Origin of the sequence: Flagellimonas chongwuensis (assembly GCF_013376415.1) — a bacterium.
GTDB lineage: Bacteria > Bacteroidota > Bacteroidia > Flavobacteriales > Flavobacteriaceae > Flagellimonas > Flagellimonas chongwuensis.
Genome location: NZ_WYET01000005.1, coordinates 32,633 through 50,459 on the forward strand (window position 1 = coordinate 32,633; position 17,827 = coordinate 50,459).

Consider the following 17,827-nt stretch of genomic DNA (forward strand, 5'->3'; position numbering starts at 1 on the left):
TTTATAAATTCTTTATGTGGAGATAGTTTATTTAATACCACATCCAATGGCTTTCGTTGTTTTTGGATTGATTTCATTTCCTGCCAACATTGCATTAACCGCATTTTCCACGAAGGGTTTTTCTACCTGTGATGCATTCTGATAATTGTCGTCAATAGCTCCTATATACCTTACTACATTCCCTATAGCCGTTTTCTCCAAAAGAAAAACGTGCGGGGTGCGCGTAGCGCCATATTTCGGATAGACTTTTTGGCCCTCGTCCAAGAGGTACGGAAAAGTGAAACCTTTTTTATCGGCACGCTCTATCATTTTAGCAAAACTATCACCTGATTTAACGCTTGGATCGTTCGGATTAATGGCAATTACAGGTACACCCTGTGGTTTGTATTTGGCATCCAGTGCAATTACCCTATCCTCATAGGCTTGGGCATAGGGACAAGTATTACAGGTGAAGATTACCAAAAAGCCTTTGGCGCTTTCATAATCCGACAAGGACACCATGGTCCCATCTACATTTTTTAATTCGAAATCATCGGCCAAATCACCAATTTCGTACCCATCATCCAAATTATGTTCGGCCGCCACTTTGAATCCCACGGCAAAAGATGCCACAAAAATCAATAGCAAAGCAGACCATCCTAAAATTCTGATTTTTTTCATAGCACATCAGTTTATAAATGTTTTCAACTCATTATTAAGTTCCTCGTACGTGAACCCACGCTCGTAAAAAGTTCGTTTGTCCTTATTATATATTAAGGTAGCTGGAATACCACCGCCCCACTCCTCTGAGACTTTGGGTATCCAATCATTCTGTTTGGGATCGTCCAATATCACCACTTGGGATTGTATTTTATTTTTCATCACATAGGGTTCCAAACGGCTCTTCCACATATTGGGCATATCCAAACTCACCAAAACCACTTCTACATTTTTCCCATCATATTCCGAATTGATTCGCTCAAAATGTGGCATCTCCTCTAAACAAGGTTTGCACCAAGTGGCCCAGAAATTTATAACATAGGTTTTGCCATCATTATTATGTAGCAATGGTTCAAAACCATCAAAATCATATATGGGAAAGGGAATATCATTCTGCCCATCACCATCCTTCGCAACCATTTCATTCTCAACAATCTCGGATTTACCACTATCCGCTTTCTTCTTTTCAGCGCACCCGAAAACAATTGACATCACCAACGAAATCAACAATAACCTGTTCATTACCTGAATTTTACAACTTAAAAATACGCACTACCCATGCCATATTCCAGTCTTTAACAAAAATTTATCTATCAGAAATTTGGATTCAATGTCCAAATCAACATACATTTGTATATACAAATATTGTTTGTACATGAATGTTGAAGAAATTATAAAAACCTCAAAAAAGATTCCATTGGAACCCAGGACTCTGATTCATATGCAGTTGGTTCATAACAAGATTATTGAAGTTATGCATTCTGCGCTTAAACCTTTTGAGGTATCCCTACAACAATTCAATGTGCTGCGCATTTTACGCGGACAACAAGGCAAACCCGCCAATCTATCCACGCTAAATGAAAGAATGGTCACCAAAATGAGCAATACAACAAGATTGGTGGATAAGCTTTTGAACAAGGGGCTTGTAAACCGTTGTGTATGCCCATCCAATCGAAGAAAAGTTGAGATTATGATTACGGATGACGGCCTCAAGGCTTTGGAACAGATGGACGAAGCATTACTTGAAGCGCACAAAACGATTTACAAGAATTTCAATCAGAACGATTTAGAGAAACTAAATGACTTATTAGATAAATTTTAAATAAAGCATGAGTACAGTAATTGAACATAGAACTTGGCGCTACGCCACCAAAAAATTTGACGCCACGAAAAAGGTATCGGACGAAGACCTGGAAACCCTGATAGAGGCAACACGCCTGAGCGCCTCTTCGTATGGATTACAACCTTATCATATATTGGTAATTTCAAATCAAGAAACAAAAGAGCAGTTAAAACCGGCATCTTGGAATCAGTCTCAAATTACGGATGCATCGCATATAATCGTTTTTGCAAATGCAACGGACTTTGGTGAAGAATTGGTCGATGATTACGTGGCCAATGTGAGCCAAACCAGAAATATCCCTGAAGAAGGATTGAGGGGATATGCCGATTTTATGAAGTCCAAGTTGATAGACCTGCCTCTCGAAACCAAAGATAGTTGGACAGCTAAACAGGCTTACATTGCCTTCGGTAATTTGATGCAGGCCGCTGCGGAATTAAAAATTGACACCTGTCCCATGGAAGGTTTTGAATCCGAAAAATACAATGAAATTTTGGGGCTTGAGGATAAAAACCTCAACGCTGCAGTAGTATTGGCCATAGGATACCGTTCCGAAAAGGACGAAACCCAACACTACGCCAAGGTTAGAAAATCAACAGAAGAATTATTTACCCTAATATAATATTGAACCCTTAACAATTAAAAACAGAAATTAAAACAATCATGAAAAAGACAATTCTAAGCTTAACGTTGGTAACCGTATTAGGTACCTCAGCAAATGCAAACCCGGTTAAAGAAACCAAAGAAGTAAAAACTTCTGAAAGCCAAGTAACCTGGAAAGGTTACAAAGTCGGAGGTTCGCACGAAGGTACCATCAGCCTTAAATCCGGTGCTTTGGAATTTGATGGTGAAAAGTTGGTAGGCGGAGAGTTTGTTGTAGATATGACCAGCATCAACACAACCGATTTGGAAGGTGATTACAAAGGTCAGTTGGATGGTCACTTGAAATCTGATGATTTCTTCGGAACTGCCAACCACCCTACCGCCAAATTAGTTTTCACTAAAGTAAAGTCTACTGGAAAAAATTCTTACAACGTAACTGGCGACCTTACCATTAAAGGTACTACCGAGCCTGTAACCTTTGAAGTTTCCGTGTATGGGGATAAAGCAACTGCTTCATTGAAAGTTGACAGAACCAAATACGATGTAAAATACGGATCAGGAATCATTGGAACAGCCAAGGACAAATTAATTTATGACGAGTTTGATTTGGTAGTTGATCTACAGATGTAATCAGCTCCTGTTTAGTGTGTGGAAATCCCGTCCGAGAAATTCTAGGGCGGGATTTTTATTTTAAACAAAACATTGTTGTGCCGTTAAAAATTCCTCCCTATATTTGAGGCAATGAACAACAGAATAGCAAATAACTGGTGGTGGAACAACTTATGTCAAACGTCGTGAGTTAAGTCCCCATTATAACCATACAAGAGGCTTGTCATCACGACAGGCCTTTTTTAATTTATATAAGTACCAAAATGAGTTACACGCTAACCACGCATTACAAAAAAATACTCGCGGACACCATTACCCCCGTGAGCGTTTACCTTAAGGTAAGGGACAAATTCCCGAACAGCATCCTACTGGAAAGTAGCGATTACCACGCCAACGACAACAGTTTTTCATATATCTGTTGCAACCCCATTGCATCCATAAAGGTGGCGAACGAAACCATTACGGAGAGTTTTCCTGATGGCTCTAAAAAAGTGACCGATATTACTGCAGAGACGGATGTAACACAAGTCATCCATAATTTCAGCAAACAGTTCGAGACCACCCAAAACGGTTTCAAATTCATCTACAACGGATTGTTCGGATATATGGCCTACGATGCCGTCCGCTATTTTGAAGACGTAAAGATTTCGAAAAAGGAGGATTCTGTGGACATTCCGGACATTTACTATGCTGTGTACCAAAATATCATTGCCATCAATCATTTTAAGAACGAGGCATACCTATTTGCCCATTGTTATGATTGCGAGAGCAATGTTGATGAAATAGAGCAACTCTTTAATGTACGCACCTTTTCATCTTACAACTTCAACAAAGAAGGTAAGCCAGAATCCAATTTAAAGGATGAGGAGTACAAGGAACAAGTAGAGTTGGCAAAAAAGCATTGTAAACGAGGAGATGTATTCCAGTTGGTCCTTTCCCGACGGTTCAAACAAAAATTTAAAGGTGATGAATTTAATGTGTATAGGGCACTTCGCTCCATCAACCCCTCCCCTTACCTCTTCTATTTTGATTACGGGAACTTTAAAATATTCGGTAGCTCACCGGAAGCGCAACTTATTGTTAAAGAAGGTAAAGCCGAAATTCATCCGATAGCCGGAACATACAAGCGTACTGGAAACGACGAGAAAGATGCCGAACTGGCAAAAAAACTGGCTCAGGACGAAAAAGAAAATAGCGAACATGTAATGCTCGTAGATTTGGCCCGAAACGATTTGAGCCGAAACGGAAACACAGTTAATGTGGAAACCTATAGAGAAGTGCAGTATTTCTCGCACGTAATTCACTTGGTTTCCAAAGTAACCGGGCAAAAGAAAGAGGAAAGCACCACCATGAAAGTGGTCGCTGATACCTTCCCTGCAGGAACCTTGAGCGGAGCGCCCAAACATATGGCCATGCAATTGATCGAGAAATATGAAAAAACAAGCCGGTCATATTACGGTGGTGCCATCGGGTTCATGGATTTTGAAGGTAATTTTAACCATGCCATCATGATCCGCACATTCCTCAGCAAAAACCACGAATTATATTACCAAGCAGGAGCTGGTCTGGTGGCCGCCTCCAATCCGGATGATGAGCTACAGGAAACCTACAACAAATTGGGTGCATTGAAAAAAGCACTGGAAATTGCCGAAACGATCTAACCATGGGAAGAAAGATTTTAATGATTGACAATTACGATAGTTTCACCTACAATTTGGTACACTATCTAGAAGATTTGGATTGCGAGGTAATCGTAAAACGGAACGACCAACTCACCTTGGACGAAGTAGAACCATTCGAATACATTGTGCTTTCCCCAGGTCCCGGCATTCCAGATGAAGCTGGACTTTTAAAGGAAATCATCAAAACGTATGCACCAACAAAAAAAATGTTCGGGGTGTGTTTGGGACTACAGGCCATTGGTGAGGTATTCGGCGGAACGCTAATCAACCTTGACCAAGTGTATCATGGGGTGGACACTACTATTTCTGTGATCCAAGAGGACCCTATTTATAATGGAATGCCAAAAACGCTCCAAGTGGGCAGATATCATTCGTGGGTAGTGGACACCAATTTACCGGACGTTTTAGAAACTACGGCAGTTGATGAAAATGGACAAATAATGTCGCTCAGACATAAAGAATATAATGTTACGGCAGTACAGTTCCACCCAGAATCCGTATTGACCCCTGAAGGAAAACAAATGCTGAAAAATTGGTTGGAAAGTAGATAGATTCTAGATACGAGAATCTAGTATGGAGAAATGATAAAATCTCACTACTCACATCTAAATACTAATAGAAATGAAAGCGACTTTAAATAAACTTATTAATCACGAAATTCTCCCCAAGCAAGAGGCCAAACAAATTTTGGTAAACATTGCCAACGGGGATTACAACACCTCGCAAATTGCCGCATTCCTAACGGTCTACATGATGCGTAGCGTAACCATAGAAGAGCTTGAGGGTTTCCGTGATGCCCTATTGGAACTCTGCTTGGCAGTCGACCTTGCCGATTATGATCCGATTGACCTTTGCGGAACTGGTGGGGATGGCAAGGACACCTTCAACATTTCAACGTTGGCATCGTTTGTGACGGCCGGAGCCGGTATAAACGTGACAAAACATGGGAACTACGGCGTTTCATCCAAATGTGGAAGTAGCAACGTGATGGAATTCCTAGGCATTAAATTCAGTAATGATGCTGATTTTCTAAAAAAGACCATCGAGGAGGCTGGAATTTGCGTGCTTCATGCCCCACTGTTCCACCCAGCCATGAAAAACGTAGCACCTATCAGAAGGGAATTAGCGGTAAAGACATTCTTTAATATGTTGGGGCCCATGGTGAATCCAGCATTCCCCAAAAACCAAATGGTAGGGGTTTATAATTTGGAACTAGCCAGAATGTATGCGTATCTGTATCAGAATACTGATAAGAAATTCACTATTTTAAATGCCTTGGACGGCTATGATGAAATATCATTGACCGGTGATACCAAAACCATTTCCAACCATACCGAAGCTATGCTGGCACCTATTGATTTTGGCGTAGAAAAAGTCTCGCAACAGGACATTGTTGGAGGTAATGACATAGCGGAGTCCGCCCAAATATTTATGAATATTTTACAAGGAAAAGGTACCGAGGCCCAAAACAACGTGGTCTGTGCCAATGCAGGAATAGCCATTGCAACGGTAAAAAGCATTACCCCAAAAGAAGGTTTTGAAAAAGCTAAAGAGTCATTACTCAACGGCAAAGGGTTGACAGCATTGAAAAAATTACAAGAATTAAGTCGGAACTAGTGTTATCTCGAGTGAAGTCGGAAGATTTTTTGAGATAAATCGACATGTTCCCAATCACAATAAAGAAATGAACATCTTAGATAAAATAGTAGCGGACAAACGCATAGAAGTCGATTTAAAAAAATCGCTCATCACACAGGCCCAATTGGAAGCTTCGGTGATGATGGAGCGTACATCCATTTCACTTGCCGAAGTATTGCGCAAAAGCAGTTCGGGAATCATTGCGGAACATAAAAGACGGTCTCCCTCAAAATCCGTTATCAATCAAAGTTTGAGTGTACAAGATGTAGCCAAGGGCTATGCAGATGCAGGCGCATGTGGCATGTCGGTACTAACGGACGGCAAATACTTTGGGGGATCCTTGGACGATCTTTTGCTGGCAAGGGCCTCTACCAATATGCCCATCTTACGTAAAGAATTCATCATAGATGAATATCAAATTGTGGAAGCCAAAGCCTATGGAGCAGATGTTATTTTATTGATTGCGGCAATTTTGAGAAGGGATGAAATAAAAATACTGTCCGAACTGGCAAAAGGGTTGGGACTGGATGTGCTTTTGGAAGTACACAATAAGGAGGAATTGGAAAAATCATTGATGCCCAGTTTGGACATGTTGGGGGTCAACAACCGTAACCTAAAATCGTTCGAAGTGGATTTGGATATAAGTAGGACCTTATCCCAGGATATCCCAGATGAATTTGTAAAAGTTTCTGAAAGCGGCATAAGTTCTATTGGGGCTATTAGGGATTTAAAGGAATTTGGCTATCAAGGATTTTTGATCGGTGAAAATTTCATGAAAACTGATGCACCTGGAAAAAACGCGGCGGAATTTATAAATAGATTGGAACAATGAAACTAAAGATTTGCGGCATGAACCATAATCCATCCGAAGTTGCCGAATTGCAACCGGATTATTTAGGGTTTATCTTTTGGGAACCCTCGGCCCGTTATTGTAGCGGTGACATGCCAATAATCCCCAGTCAAATCAAAAAAGTAGGGGTATTCGTGGATGCGGACCAAGGATATGTTTTGGAAAAAGTGCCCAAATATCAATTGGATGCCATACAGCTTCATGGGAAGGAAAGTGCCGAGTACTGTCAAGAATTAAAAAATAGCTTTCCGTCATTTCGGGCGCAGTCTAGAAATCTGGACATCATCAAAGTGTTTTCCATCAAAGATGATTTTGATTTTGGGGTATTGGAACCCTACGAAGAGGTATGTGACTTTTATCTTTTCGATACCAAGGGGAAACTACCTGGCGGCAATGGCTATACATTTGATTGGTCCGTTCTTGAAAGGTATCCGTCCCAAAAGCCCTACTTTTTAAGTGGTGGCATCGGATTGGAATCCATCCAAGGTTTACAGGAGTTTTTAAGCAGTCCGGCCTCAAAGAATTGTTATGCGGTGGATGTGAACAGTAAGTTTGAATCGGCACCAGGGCTCAAGAATATAGAAGATTTAAAAACATTTATCGAATCGCTAAACAGCATTCGCAACTAATAAACTGAACACCAATGAAAAGCTATCATGCCGATGAACGGGGTTACTATGGTGAGTTCGGGGGAGCTTTTATCCCGGAGATGCTCTATCCCAATTGTGAAGAACTTCGACAAAACTACCTCAGCATCATGGAAGAACCTTCATTTAAAGAAGAATTCAATCAATTGCTGAAGGATTATGTCGGTCGTCCCACCCCGCTCTATTTTGCCAAACGGCTTTCCGAAAAATACAACACCAAGATCTATCTAAAAAGGGAAGATCTATGCCACACCGGAGCGCACAAGGTCAACAATACCATTGGGCAAATACTCATGGCCAAAAAATTGGGAAAGAACCGGATCATCGCCGAAACCGGGGCCGGACAGCATGGAGTGGCAACAGCTACCGTATGTGCTTTAATGGGCATACAGTGTGTGGTATACATGGGTGAAATTGATATTGCCCGACAAGCACCCAACGTGGCCCGTATGAAAATGTTGGGCGCAGAGGTGAGACCTGCAAAATCTGGCAGTAAGACTTTAAAAGATGCCACAAACGAGGCCATACGTGATTGGATCAACAACCCTGTTGATACGCATTACATTATTGGTTCGGTAGTGGGCCCACATCCCTATCCGGAGATGGTCGCCCGTTTTCAATCGGTAATATCCCAAGAGATCAAGAGCCAGCTCAAAGAAAAGGAAGGAAGGGAAAACCCGAATTATGTAGTCGCCTGTGTGGGCGGTGGCAGCAATGCCGCAGGTGCATTTTATCATTATTTGGACACTCCCAAGGTCGGAATTATCGCGGTAGAGGCAGCAGGTAAAGGCATTGACTCCGGAGAAAGTGCCGCGACATCCGCCTTGGGCAAAATAGGGATCATCCATGGCAGTAAAACCTTGCTGATGCAGACCCGGGACGGGCAGATTACCGAGCCCTATTCCATCTCCGCAGGGTTGGACTACCCGGGGGTTGGTCCCATGCACGCCCATTTGTATGCTTCGGGCCGAGGTGAATTTATTTCCATTACCGATGATGGTGCCATGAAAGCAGGCTTGGAGCTCTGCAAATTGGAAGGGATAATCCCCGCTATTGAGTCATCACATGCACTGGCCATTTTTGAGGACAGAAAATTCAATCCCGACGATGTGGTGGTGGTCAACCTATCTGGCCGCGGCGATAAAGATCTACAGAATTATATTGATTATTTTAAATTATAGATGACAGATATCAAATAGAGGGCCCCGGTCCCAATTCTCATATCTCACATCTCAAATCTTGATTTATGAACAGAATCAAACAAAAATTACAGGAGGACAAAAAAATCCTTTCCATATACTTTTCAGCAGGTTATCCCAATTTGGATGACACCGTAAAAATCATCCAAGATTTGGAGAAAAGCGGTGTGGACCTTATTGAAATCGGATTACCCTTCAGCGATCCTCTGGCCGATGGCCCTACCATTCAGGAAAGCTCCACAGCAGCGCTCAACAACGGAATGAACACCGCCTTGCTCTTCGAACAGCTCAAGGACATCCGCAAAACGGTTTCCATCCCATTGATTCTCATGGGCTACTTTAACCCCGTGCTTCAATATGGGGTTGAAGAATTTTGTTCCCGATGTGAGGAAATCGGAATTGATGGACTCATTCTACCGGATCTACCATTGGATGTCTACAAGGAAGAATACAAAACTACGTTTGACAAACATGGTCTGATCAACGTTTTCCTGATCACCCCACAAACCAGCGATGAGCGTATCAAGGCCATTGATGATGCTTCGGAAGGTTTTATTTACATGGTAAGCTCGGCAAGCACTACGGGTGCAAAACAAGGTTTCGGTACTGAGCAGTCGGACTATTTTGAGCGCATTGCCAAGATGAACTTGAAAAACCCTCAAATCGTGGGGTTTGGAATAAGCAACTCCGATACTTTTGATCAAGCGACAAAGAGCGCAAAAGGAGCTATAATAGGTTCAGCTTTCATAAAATATTTAACAGCTAACGGAGTGGATAACATTGGTGCTTTTGTGAAGCAAATTCGTTAAATTTCAGCTTTTAAAACCAAGATGATCCATTCCATGAAAAAAGCGCTGTCCCTCCTTTCCCTTTGTCTCACCTTTTCCGTTTTTTCACAAGACGATGTGGCCATAAAATCTCAAGTGGCAGACGCCATCAACGAAATCCGGGAATTCATCGCCATTCCCAATGATGCCTTGGATGCTGCCGATATTGACCGTAACATTATGTGGTTAAAGCGCAAGTTTGGAGATCGCGGTTTCAATACTGCGGTTTTGGATACCGAAGGACTCCCGTTGTTCTTTGCCGCAATGCCCATGAACGCCAATAAACCAACAGTACTTATTTATATGCATTTTGATGGGCAATCCGTGGATCCCAGCAAATGGGACCAGCCAGACCCTTATCAAGTAGTACTTAAAAAACCTACCGATGGAGGGTTCGAAACTGTTTCCTTTGATCAAATGGATGATGACATTAATTATGATTGGCGTTTGTTCGGCAGGTCTACCTCGGATGATAAATCTCCCATCGTTATGCTCTTGAACGCCATTGACCTTTTAAAAATCGATGGTAAAGAAGTCCCATTCAATCTAAAGGTAATTTTGGACAGTGAGGAAGAAAAGAGCAGCAGACCATTGCCCGCAGCGGTCAAACAGTATCGGGAACTATTGGAATCAGATTTTTTAATGATCGTGGACGGGCCGGTACATGCTTCTGAAAAACCAACCGTTGTATATGGATGTCGTGGCATCACCACATTGACATTGACGACCTATGGGCCTATAAAACCACAACACAGCGGTCATTATGGCAATTATGCGCCAAATCCCGGTTTTCAATTGTCAAAGTTATTGGCCACTATGAAGGATGACGAAGGAAGGGTCATCATTCCTGGTTATTATGACGGTATTTCCATCAATCCAAAAACCGATTCCATATTAAAAAGTGTTCCTGATAGTGATGAGACCATTGCAGAAAAACTTCAGTTTAAAACCGCTGAAAAAGTGGGCAGTTTTTATCAAGAGGCCCTACAATATCCTTCGCTAAATATTCGTGGATTGAGTTCGGGCTGGGTGGGCGACAAAGCACGAACCATTGTTCCCGAAAGTGCCACGGCAGAACTGGATTTGAGGTTGGTAGTCGAAAGTGATGGCAACCGATTAAAAAAATTGGTGAAAGACCATATTACCAAGCAAGGATACAAAGTATTGAACCATGTTCCCTCGAAAGACGAGCGCATGCAGTTCAATAAAATAATTACGGTTGAAGAGGGCAGCGTTACGGATGCTTTCCGTACCGAGTTGAACAACCCTTATGGTGAGTTCATTGTAAAAACCTTGAACCAAAGTTTTGGAGAGGAAGTTATTCAAATTAGAACTATGGGCGGTACAGTACCTATTGCCCCCTTTATCAATGAATTAAAAATCCCGGCCTTTATTGTACCTGTTGTCAATCCTGACAACAACCAACACAGTCCCAACGAAAATATTAAGATTGGTCAATTGGCATATGGAATCAAAACATTCTATAGCATCCTATCTTCCAAAATGGAATAAAGAATAACAGAACATATCCTGAAATAAAAAAAGCCTCGAAAATTCGAGGCTTTTTTGGGGTTATGCTGAGCAATAATCAGTGCTTATTGCCTTTTTTATTTTGTTGTCCAGGAGCATAGGCTTTTGCACTTTTTGCACCTGTAATCTTTTTTACTTGCCCTGGAGCCGTGGCACTTTTACCTGCGCTTCTATGCGCGGAACAAGACCCGAACATAAGAACCGCAAAAACAACTCCCACAATTTTACTAATTGATTTCATAATTCAATTTTTAGTTTATAGATCTATATATCTACGGGTAGAACGTAAAAATGGACGTAAATGTTGAAGTAGTACATCGAAAATTTAGAAGAATTCGCTGTATTGCATTACCCTAAAATCTACTGTGTTGAAATCTGGGTTTTCACTTTTAAGGTTTTTATAAGCCTGTAAGCTTCCCACTGCCCGGTTTGCAGCACCAGAAGGAGCCGTGAGAGAAACCGTTTTAACCGTTCTTGTTTTCTGTGCACCATTTGAGGTGAACGGCAACTCCAAATGATGAATCCTAGGGACTTCGTTGGACACTACTTTTAGTTTTAGCCCATACTCCTTTAACTGTCTTCTAAAAAAATATTCTGGACCATTTTTACTGTTTCCGCCAGTGAACAATAGTGTTTTGATATTGGGATATTTCTTCAAGTGACCGACCAAATCCCGAAGTACAACGTTTTGCATACCCAAATCGGAGGCATCAATTTTTTCACGTTCGGCGCTCTCCACAATATCACAGACCCCGATTTTATGTTCTCTCAAAAATTGCTTGCGCTGCTCCACGGCTTCTTGGGTGGTTTCATATTTTAATCCCAAATCGAATATCCTATCCAAAATGGGCCACAATTGTCCATTGCAACTTCCATAACAAAAATCTACGTCCTGAGGTTTTAACTCCCCCGTTGTAAAGCGAGGGGGAGGCAAGGTCCCCACAATTAACTTGGAGGCCTCCTCTAACAAAAAGGGTTTATAGGGGTGCGTATGCTTGAAAAGTTTTGAGCCCAAAATTTTATTTAATATCCTTCATTTTGAACAACATTCGGGTTAAAATTTGTTTCAGATTGTGGTATAGGCCATATATATTCATGGCTTTGAAAGTCCCTTGCCAACTCTGGATAATCTTGATTGTAATTTAATATTTCTGCTTCCAAGGCATTCATTCTAATAAGGTCGTCCTTAAACTGCCCTTCAAAGCAAAACTCCAAACGCCTTTCATTTAAAATAAGATTTGAAAACTCTTCTTGGCTCAATCCATTTTGAGCATCATGGTTCAAATCGCCATAAGCCCTTCTTCGTACCAAATTCAAAGCATTATATGCCTTAGTTGTAGGACCATTCAACATATTTTCGGCCTCAGCAATCATTAGATGCACGTCTGCCATTCTCAAATATGGATAATCAAAAGATTCTTGATTCATCACACTAGGTTCCTCAACTTCTTTGATAAATTTATATGGCCGCCAATTTTCCATTAAGGTTTCATCCATCATGTTTCCATTTGCATACGAAAACGTAGCAATATTTTGATAAAACCTTGAATTATCTGTCACCAAAGGGAAAATTACAGGTTCGACGGGCTCGTCACCTTCCTCAAAAAACGAGTTTATAAAGCTAGGAACCAGCAACAAACGGTCATTAAAGGAAATGCCCTGCGGTCCCCAAGGCACACTATAATTTCCGGAGCCATTAAAAGCGATACTAAAAATAACCTCGGTGTTTGTGCTTTCATTCTCAATTGAAAAAACATCTTCATAGTTTTCTTCCAATGTATAACCTCCAACAATCTTCTCCAATTCTTCTAAGGCAAGGGCATATTTATCTGTTTGGTACATCGGAAAGCCAGCCATTGTTAGATACACTTTTCCAAGCAAGGCTGTTGCCGCTTCCTTTGACGCCCTTTCTTTGGCCAAGCCAGAGGATAAATTCTGCTGTGCAAATATTAGGTCATCTACAATTTGATCAAATACATCTTCTCTACCCTGTACATGTGGTGGTGCATTATCCGAATTAAACTCGGCTGTAGTCACCAAAATAGGATTTCCGTAAAGCTTAACCAAGTTGAAATATAAAAGTGCGCGTAAAAAACGAAACTCAGATTCAAATCTAACGGCACCGACTTCTTCTTCCAAGGCCTGATCCAACCCTTTTATTTCATCCAAACCAATATTTGTAAGTCTAATCACCCTGTAATGTTCAGACCAAACTTCATTTATTACATAATCACTTGGTTGAAAATAATACTGATCCAAATCACCAAATCTGCCCATCGAATTGGGGTTTATTCTAGCTATATTCGTTCCTATATCTCCCCAATAGTGGGAGTAACCATTGGCATCAAATAAAAACTCTGTTTTTAATTGGTTATATATATTGTTCAAAAGGATATCAAAGTCAACAGGAGTTTCAGAAATTGGGTCAGGTCCCATTATGGCCTCGACTACCTCAACCTGATTTTCTTTCACCGCTACTTGGATTGTCACACCAACATCTGAAAATGATGGGGTTAAATTAACCTCATAATTTCCAACCGGTATATCGTTGAAAACAACTTTCCCCATCTCATTTGTTATTTTCTCGACGGTTTTGGGAACTGTGGAAACCGTAACATCGGGGATGGCTGTGCCACTTTCATAGACTGCTTTTACTTCCAAACTACCTAGTTGCTCTGATTCAAATTCATCTCCTTGATTTTCAGAACAAGAAAATGAAATGAATACAAATACAATTGACAAATAGCAAAAGATTCTTCTCATAAGAGGTTGTTTTGTTGTTGAATAATCTTTTGGTCGAGATTATATTGTTTCCAAAATAAAGAATCTCTGCAATAAACCCTTAAACTACTAGCATTCAAAATAGTTAAGCCGAATTTCTACTCGCATTAATGTTTCCGTACAAGGAGCGGGTCACGATTTTCTCGTACAATTCCTTGTACTCGGAATTTTGCGTGATGTGATACAAGGCGTTTTGTTGAATCACCAATAGCGGCAATACAATCTTTTCCCTGATTTTTACGGATTCCCTCGATACAGCTTCGTCTTCCATCAAAATCTTGAGTCCGGAAATCTGTAGAAGCATCTTTTTGGACAATTGATATTCTTCATAAAGAATCTTCCAGAAATCACCAAACTCAGGGTCTTCTTTCATGTAACTGGTCAAATCAAAATTGGTCTTCGCCAAGGACATCATACTGTTCAACATCAATGCCTTAAAGAAAGGAACCTCTTTGTATAGTTTCTTCACCTCGTTCAATCTTCCTTCTTCCTTCAGCTTTTGTATGGCCGATCCTAAACCAAAGTACCCGGGCACATTCTGTTTTAGTTGGCTCCAAGACCCTACGAAGGAGATAGCACGCAAATCGGCCAGTGTCAATTGTTTTGCGCTACCACGTTTACCGGGCCTACTTCCTATGTTAGCTTTGGTATAATATTTTAGCGTACTCCTATTTTCCAAATACGGGATAAACTTGTCGTGCTGTTTTAGGGCATCGTATTTATCAAAACTGAGTTCGGAAAGTTCCTCGATCAACTTCCTTTGCGAAGCGGAAATGGTAAGCTCCTTTCCAAATAGGTTATTGCTCAACCCAGCGGTCAACAACTGCTCGGAATTGTGCATAAACTGCTCTTTGGTGCCATAAGTACTGGTAATGGTCTGCCCTTGGATGGTTAACTGAATCTCGTGGTTGGCCACATCCTTGGTCTGAGCCGCATAGAATCTGTGGGTTTTACCACCTCCCCTTGCCGGTGGGCCTCCCCTACCATCAAAAAATATGGCTGCGATACCATTTTTCTTGCACACCTTGCTCAGTGTTTCCTTGGTCTTTAAAATGGACCAGTTCGCTTTTAGGTAACCACCATCTTTTGTTCCGTCGGAGAAGCCGAGCATTATGGTATGTATATCTCTTCTTCGTTCTAAATGCTGTCTGTATTTTGGAATATCGAACAGAGTCTGCATCACTTCTTCGGAAGCATCCATACCTTTCATGGTTTCGAACAACGGAACAATATCGAAAGTGATATCCTTCTCGTTCCATCCGCACCATCTGAACAATCCGAAAACGAACAATACTGAGAAAATATCCTCCGAGTTACTGATGATATATCGGTTGCAACCATCTTCTCCGTTCTTCTCTTGAATGGCTTTCAAGTTTTGGATGTTGACAATGGTGTCCTTCACAATGTCATCATCAAAATCCTTTGGATTTAATTTAAAGTCTTTCTCCAACAACATCTTCACCAGCTCTTTTTCTTTGAGCTCGTCCAAGCTTTCCTTAATGATACCGTTCTTTTTGAGAACAGATTCCACCACCAAGGTATGCTTGCTATGGTCTTGACGGATATCCAACGTGGCAAAATGGGTTTTAAAAATATGGACCTTGTCTATAAACTGGTCCAACTCATCCAAATACAATTCGTGATAATATTCAACCAATTGCTGCCTCACATCGCTTAAATGCCCAATAATTTCCTCGTAGGAAATTGGTGCAGTAGGGTCGAACATGGCATGATATAGTTTGGTACTCAACGCATTGATATCCTCCTGCATACTTTTGAACGTGAGTTTTTTACGAAGATTCTTCAATTCGTTGTAATAGCACTTCATCAAGGTCAATCGTAGTTCATCGGCCACTTGTTTGGTAATGTCTGCCGTTACAAAAGGATTTCCATCACGGTCGCCGCCTGGCCAAAAACCAAGTTTCATCAGGTTATAGTTCTCGAACTTCTCGTCGCGGATATTGCTCTTTACATATTGATACAATTCTCCGACAGCATCATAATAGGTGTTACGAAGAATATAGATGATATTTTTCGCCTCATCCAAAGGCGTTGGTTTTTTGGCATTGATCAAGGATGTTAAACCCAATTGCTGAAGGGTCACATCAATGTCATGAATTCTATCTTCATCAATCAAAGAACGGAGTTCGGCAATAATATCTAGAACTGCTGGCGTGTAAAATTGCGTTGGGTGGGCCGTTAATACAATACGTGCACTAAAGGTGGAAAGTTTTTTGGAGACCTTGTCCCAATTTTTGGTACGGTTCACCAACTCAAAATAATCTGGAATGGTCAAAGAACTACTGTATTCCTGTAGTTTGGGAAATGCGGAATCTTCCACACTATCATAAAGTACCACTTGACGCTCCACATATTGAACAATCCTGAACATAAAATCCAAACGTTCCCGCTCGTCCTGAATATCCACGAAGTTGGAGAAGAATACCTCCAAAATTTCTTGGGGATCTTTACCCGCCTTTAATCCCTTTTCGCACTGATCTAGCAAAAGTGGGATAAGTATCCCTACGTTTTCCACATTCTTGTAGGGCAAGCTTAGGAAAAGGCTATTGTAGATGTTGAATTTATTGGTTACTGATTTTTTAAACTCTTCTAACCGTTTAGTTTGCTGCATGTATCTGTTTTATGTTAGTGTTAAAAAATAGTCAAACACTCAAAGGTCGTGAATAATGTGTAACCTCTGGGTTAAATTTAAGTGTATCACAATTTAAGGCATGCGCACTTTAATCGTAACAACGCACCTTATCGACTATAACTTAAATAATACTTCGGATTTTACCAAAGTTTTTATCGGATGAAAACGGGTTCGTTTTTCTTTACCGTGTGTTCTTCACTATAGAGATATCCATCGTAGTCAAAATTCTTGATATCGTCCAGTGTTTTCGCTCCCGAATCCAGAATATAACGCACCATGGAACCACGGGCTTTTTTGGCAAAAAAGCTGATGATCTTCAATTTATCGTTTTTCCAATCCTTGAAGACCGGGGCAATTACCGGAACCTTTAGCGCTTTGGTATCAACCGCATTAAAATACTCGTTGCTTGCCAAGTTGACAAAAAGTTCATCATCCTTAAGTTCGTCGTTCAAGAAAGTAACAATGTCTTTCTTCCAGAACTCGTACAGGTTCTTTTTGCGGCCTACTTTAAGCTGCGTTCCCATTTCCAATCGATAGGGTTGCATTAGATCCAAAGGCTTTAAAACACCGTACAGACCAGACAAAATTCGTAGAGTATCCTGCAATCGGTCCAGCTTGTCCTCTGGAATGGTGTAGGCATCCAATCCTTGGTACACATCGCCATTGAACGCATACACTGCAGGTCTTGCATTTTCCGTAGTAAAGGGTGTATCAAATTTTTGATTGCGTTCCCAATTCAGGTCCGCGAGCTTATCGGAAATGGACATTAAATCCATCAACGCTTTCGGCTTTTTCTTTTTGAGTACGGAATTAAGTTTTTTCGCTTGTTCCAAAAATTCGGGCTGGGTATATTTTGATGTGGGCAAAGCGGTTTCATAATCCAACGACTTTGCAGGAGATATCACAATTTTCATCTTCTTCTAATTTTTGTAAAAATAACGATGATTTTAGTTTTTTGGAAGCGCATTCCAATGGTGTTTTCAATCTAA

Annotated in this window: 18 protein-coding genes; 11 read left to right on the top strand and 7 right to left on the bottom strand. The window is 41.0% G+C overall.

Annotation, left to right across the window (positions count from 1 at the left end):
• Window positions 1-27: 27 nt before the first annotated feature.
• Window positions 28-660 (bottom strand): thioredoxin family protein, encoded by a 633-nt coding sequence (locus GUA46_RS12345; RefSeq protein WP_176620763.1) that lies wholly within the window; start codon window positions 658-660, stop codon window positions 28-30.
• A 6-nt stretch (window positions 661-666) separates the two neighbouring features.
• The gene (locus tag GUA46_RS12350) at window positions 667-1,221 is read right to left on the bottom strand and encodes a TlpA family protein disulfide reductase (protein ID WP_176620764.1); all 555 of its coding nucleotides are present in this window, start codon (window positions 1,219-1,221) and stop codon (window positions 667-669) included.
• A 133-nt stretch (window positions 1,222-1,354) separates the two neighbouring features.
• Here GUA46_RS12350 and GUA46_RS12355 point away from each other — a divergent pair, with 133 nt between their 5' ends.
• From GUA46_RS12355 to GUA46_RS12405, 11 genes are all read left to right on the top strand, one after another.
• The gene (locus GUA46_RS12355) at window positions 1,355-1,801 is read left to right on the top strand and encodes a MarR family winged helix-turn-helix transcriptional regulator (RefSeq protein WP_176620765.1); all 447 of its coding nucleotides are present in this window, start codon (window positions 1,355-1,357) and stop codon (window positions 1,799-1,801) included.
• A gap of 7 nt (window positions 1,802-1,808) precedes the next feature.
• The gene (locus GUA46_RS12360; RefSeq protein WP_108247134.1) at window positions 1,809-2,441 is read left to right on the top strand and encodes an NAD(P)H-dependent oxidoreductase; all 633 of its coding nucleotides are present in this window, start codon (window positions 1,809-1,811) and stop codon (window positions 2,439-2,441) included.
• Window positions 2,442-2,482: 41 nt separating this feature from the next.
• A complete protein-coding gene (locus GUA46_RS12365; protein ID WP_176620766.1) occupies window positions 2,483-3,052 on the top strand; it encodes a YceI family protein in 570 nt (189 codons plus the stop codon).
• Between the two features lie 242 nt (window positions 3,053-3,294).
• The gene (locus GUA46_RS12370) at window positions 3,295-4,692 is read left to right on the top strand and encodes an anthranilate synthase component I family protein (RefSeq protein ID WP_108247136.1); all 1,398 of its coding nucleotides are present in this window, start codon (window positions 3,295-3,297) and stop codon (window positions 4,690-4,692) included.
• A gap of 2 nt (window positions 4,693-4,694) precedes the next feature.
• On the top strand, window positions 4,695-5,264 hold the full coding sequence (locus tag GUA46_RS12375; protein ID WP_176620767.1) for an anthranilate synthase component II: 570 nt from the start codon (window positions 4,695-4,697) through the stop codon (window positions 5,262-5,264).
• A gap of 70 nt (window positions 5,265-5,334) precedes the next feature.
• Window positions 5,335-6,330, top strand: coding sequence for an anthranilate phosphoribosyltransferase (gene trpD / locus GUA46_RS12380; RefSeq protein ID WP_176620768.1), 996 nt, complete (start codon window positions 5,335-5,337; stop codon window positions 6,328-6,330).
• 67 nt (window positions 6,331-6,397) lie between these two features.
• Window positions 6,398-7,183, top strand: coding sequence for an indole-3-glycerol phosphate synthase TrpC (gene trpC / locus GUA46_RS12385; protein WP_176620769.1), 786 nt, complete (start codon window positions 6,398-6,400; stop codon window positions 7,181-7,183).
• Window positions 7,180-7,830 carry a phosphoribosylanthranilate isomerase gene (locus tag GUA46_RS12390; RefSeq protein ID WP_176620770.1) on the top strand — a complete coding sequence of 217 codons (651 nt, stop codon included), beginning with the start codon at window positions 7,180-7,182 and terminating at the stop codon, window positions 7,828-7,830. Before trpC ends, GUA46_RS12390 begins: the two co-directional genes overlap by 4 nt.
• A gap of 14 nt (window positions 7,831-7,844) precedes the next feature.
• The gene (gene trpB / locus GUA46_RS12395) at window positions 7,845-9,029 is read left to right on the top strand and encodes a tryptophan synthase subunit beta (protein ID WP_176620771.1); all 1,185 of its coding nucleotides are present in this window, start codon (window positions 7,845-7,847) and stop codon (window positions 9,027-9,029) included.
• Between the two features lie 65 nt (window positions 9,030-9,094).
• A complete protein-coding gene (gene trpA, locus GUA46_RS12400; RefSeq protein WP_176620772.1) occupies window positions 9,095-9,856 on the top strand; it encodes a tryptophan synthase subunit alpha in 762 nt (253 codons plus the stop codon).
• Window positions 9,857-9,889: 33 nt separating this feature from the next.
• The gene (locus GUA46_RS12405; RefSeq protein ID WP_176620773.1) at window positions 9,890-11,386 is read left to right on the top strand and encodes a M20/M25/M40 family metallo-hydrolase; all 1,497 of its coding nucleotides are present in this window, start codon (window positions 9,890-9,892) and stop codon (window positions 11,384-11,386) included.
• 76 nt (window positions 11,387-11,462) lie between these two features.
• On the opposite strand, the gene GUA46_RS12410 is transcribed toward GUA46_RS12405, so the two are convergent.
• The 5 genes from GUA46_RS12410 to yaaA all read right to left on the bottom strand — a co-directional run bounded on the left by GUA46_RS12410 (window position 11,463) and on the right by yaaA (window position 17,752).
• Complete coding sequence (locus GUA46_RS12410; protein ID WP_108247144.1) at window positions 11,463-11,645, bottom strand: hypothetical protein; 183 nt, start codon at window positions 11,643-11,645, stop codon at window positions 11,463-11,465.
• 84 nt (window positions 11,646-11,729) lie between these two features.
• The gene (locus GUA46_RS12415) at window positions 11,730-12,419 is read right to left on the bottom strand and encodes a uracil-DNA glycosylase family protein (RefSeq protein WP_176620774.1); all 690 of its coding nucleotides are present in this window, start codon (window positions 12,417-12,419) and stop codon (window positions 11,730-11,732) included.
• An 8-nt stretch (window positions 12,420-12,427) separates the two neighbouring features.
• Window positions 12,428-14,167, bottom strand: a complete 1,740-nt coding sequence (locus GUA46_RS12420; protein ID WP_176620775.1) for a RagB/SusD family nutrient uptake outer membrane protein — start codon at window positions 14,165-14,167, stop codon at window positions 12,428-12,430.
• Between the two features lie 103 nt (window positions 14,168-14,270).
• Window positions 14,271-16,817 carry a phosphoenolpyruvate carboxylase gene (locus GUA46_RS12425; protein ID WP_176620776.1) on the bottom strand — a complete coding sequence of 849 codons (2,547 nt, stop codon included), beginning with the start codon at window positions 16,815-16,817 and terminating at the stop codon, window positions 14,271-14,273.
• 173 nt (window positions 16,818-16,990) lie between these two features.
• Window positions 16,991-17,752, bottom strand: coding sequence for a peroxide stress protein YaaA (yaaA, locus tag GUA46_RS12430; protein ID WP_176620777.1), 762 nt, complete (start codon window positions 17,750-17,752; stop codon window positions 16,991-16,993).
• Window positions 17,753-17,827 lie beyond the last annotated feature (75 nt).

Bases quoted from the DNA above. Each gene is read 5' to 3' on its own strand.
- yaaA (WP_176620777.1), bottom strand. From the start codon at position 17,752: ATGAAAATTGTGATATCTCCTGCAAAGTCGTTGGATTATGAAACCGCT.
- GUA46_RS12390 (WP_176620770.1), top strand. From the start codon at position 7,180: ATGAAACTAAAGATTTGCGGCATGAACCATAATCCATCCGAAGTTGCC.
- GUA46_RS12345 (WP_176620763.1), bottom strand. From the start codon at position 660: ATGAAAAAAATCAGAATTTTAGGATGGTCTGCTTTGCTATTGATTTTT.
- GUA46_RS12355 (WP_176620765.1), top strand. From the start codon at position 1,355: ATGAATGTTGAAGAAATTATAAAAACCTCAAAAAAGATTCCATTGGAA.
- GUA46_RS12350 (WP_176620764.1), bottom strand. From the start codon at position 1,221: ATGAACAGGTTATTGTTGATTTCGTTGGTGATGTCAATTGTTTTCGGG.
- GUA46_RS12420 (WP_176620775.1), bottom strand. From the start codon at position 14,167: ATGAGAAGAATCTTTTGCTATTTGTCAATTGTATTTGTATTCATTTCA.
- GUA46_RS12360 (WP_108247134.1), top strand. From the start codon at position 1,809: ATGAGTACAGTAATTGAACATAGAACTTGGCGCTACGCCACCAAAAAA.
- trpB (WP_176620771.1), top strand. From the start codon at position 7,845: ATGAAAAGCTATCATGCCGATGAACGGGGTTACTATGGTGAGTTCGGG.
- trpA (WP_176620772.1), top strand. From the start codon at position 9,095: ATGAACAGAATCAAACAAAAATTACAGGAGGACAAAAAAATCCTTTCC.
- GUA46_RS12410 (WP_108247144.1), bottom strand. From the start codon at position 11,645: ATGAAATCAATTAGTAAAATTGTGGGAGTTGTTTTTGCGGTTCTTATG.
- GUA46_RS12370 (WP_108247136.1), top strand. From the start codon at position 3,295: ATGAGTTACACGCTAACCACGCATTACAAAAAAATACTCGCGGACACC.
- trpD (WP_176620768.1), top strand. From the start codon at position 5,335: ATGAAAGCGACTTTAAATAAACTTATTAATCACGAAATTCTCCCCAAG.
- GUA46_RS12425 (WP_176620776.1), bottom strand. From the start codon at position 16,817: ATGCAGCAAACTAAACGGTTAGAAGAGTTTAAAAAATCAGTAACCAAT.
- trpC (WP_176620769.1), top strand. From the start codon at position 6,398: ATGAACATCTTAGATAAAATAGTAGCGGACAAACGCATAGAAGTCGAT.
- GUA46_RS12365 (WP_176620766.1), top strand. From the start codon at position 2,483: ATGAAAAAGACAATTCTAAGCTTAACGTTGGTAACCGTATTAGGTACC.
- GUA46_RS12375 (WP_176620767.1), top strand. From the start codon at position 4,695: ATGGGAAGAAAGATTTTAATGATTGACAATTACGATAGTTTCACCTAC.
- GUA46_RS12405 (WP_176620773.1), top strand. From the start codon at position 9,890: ATGAAAAAAGCGCTGTCCCTCCTTTCCCTTTGTCTCACCTTTTCCGTT.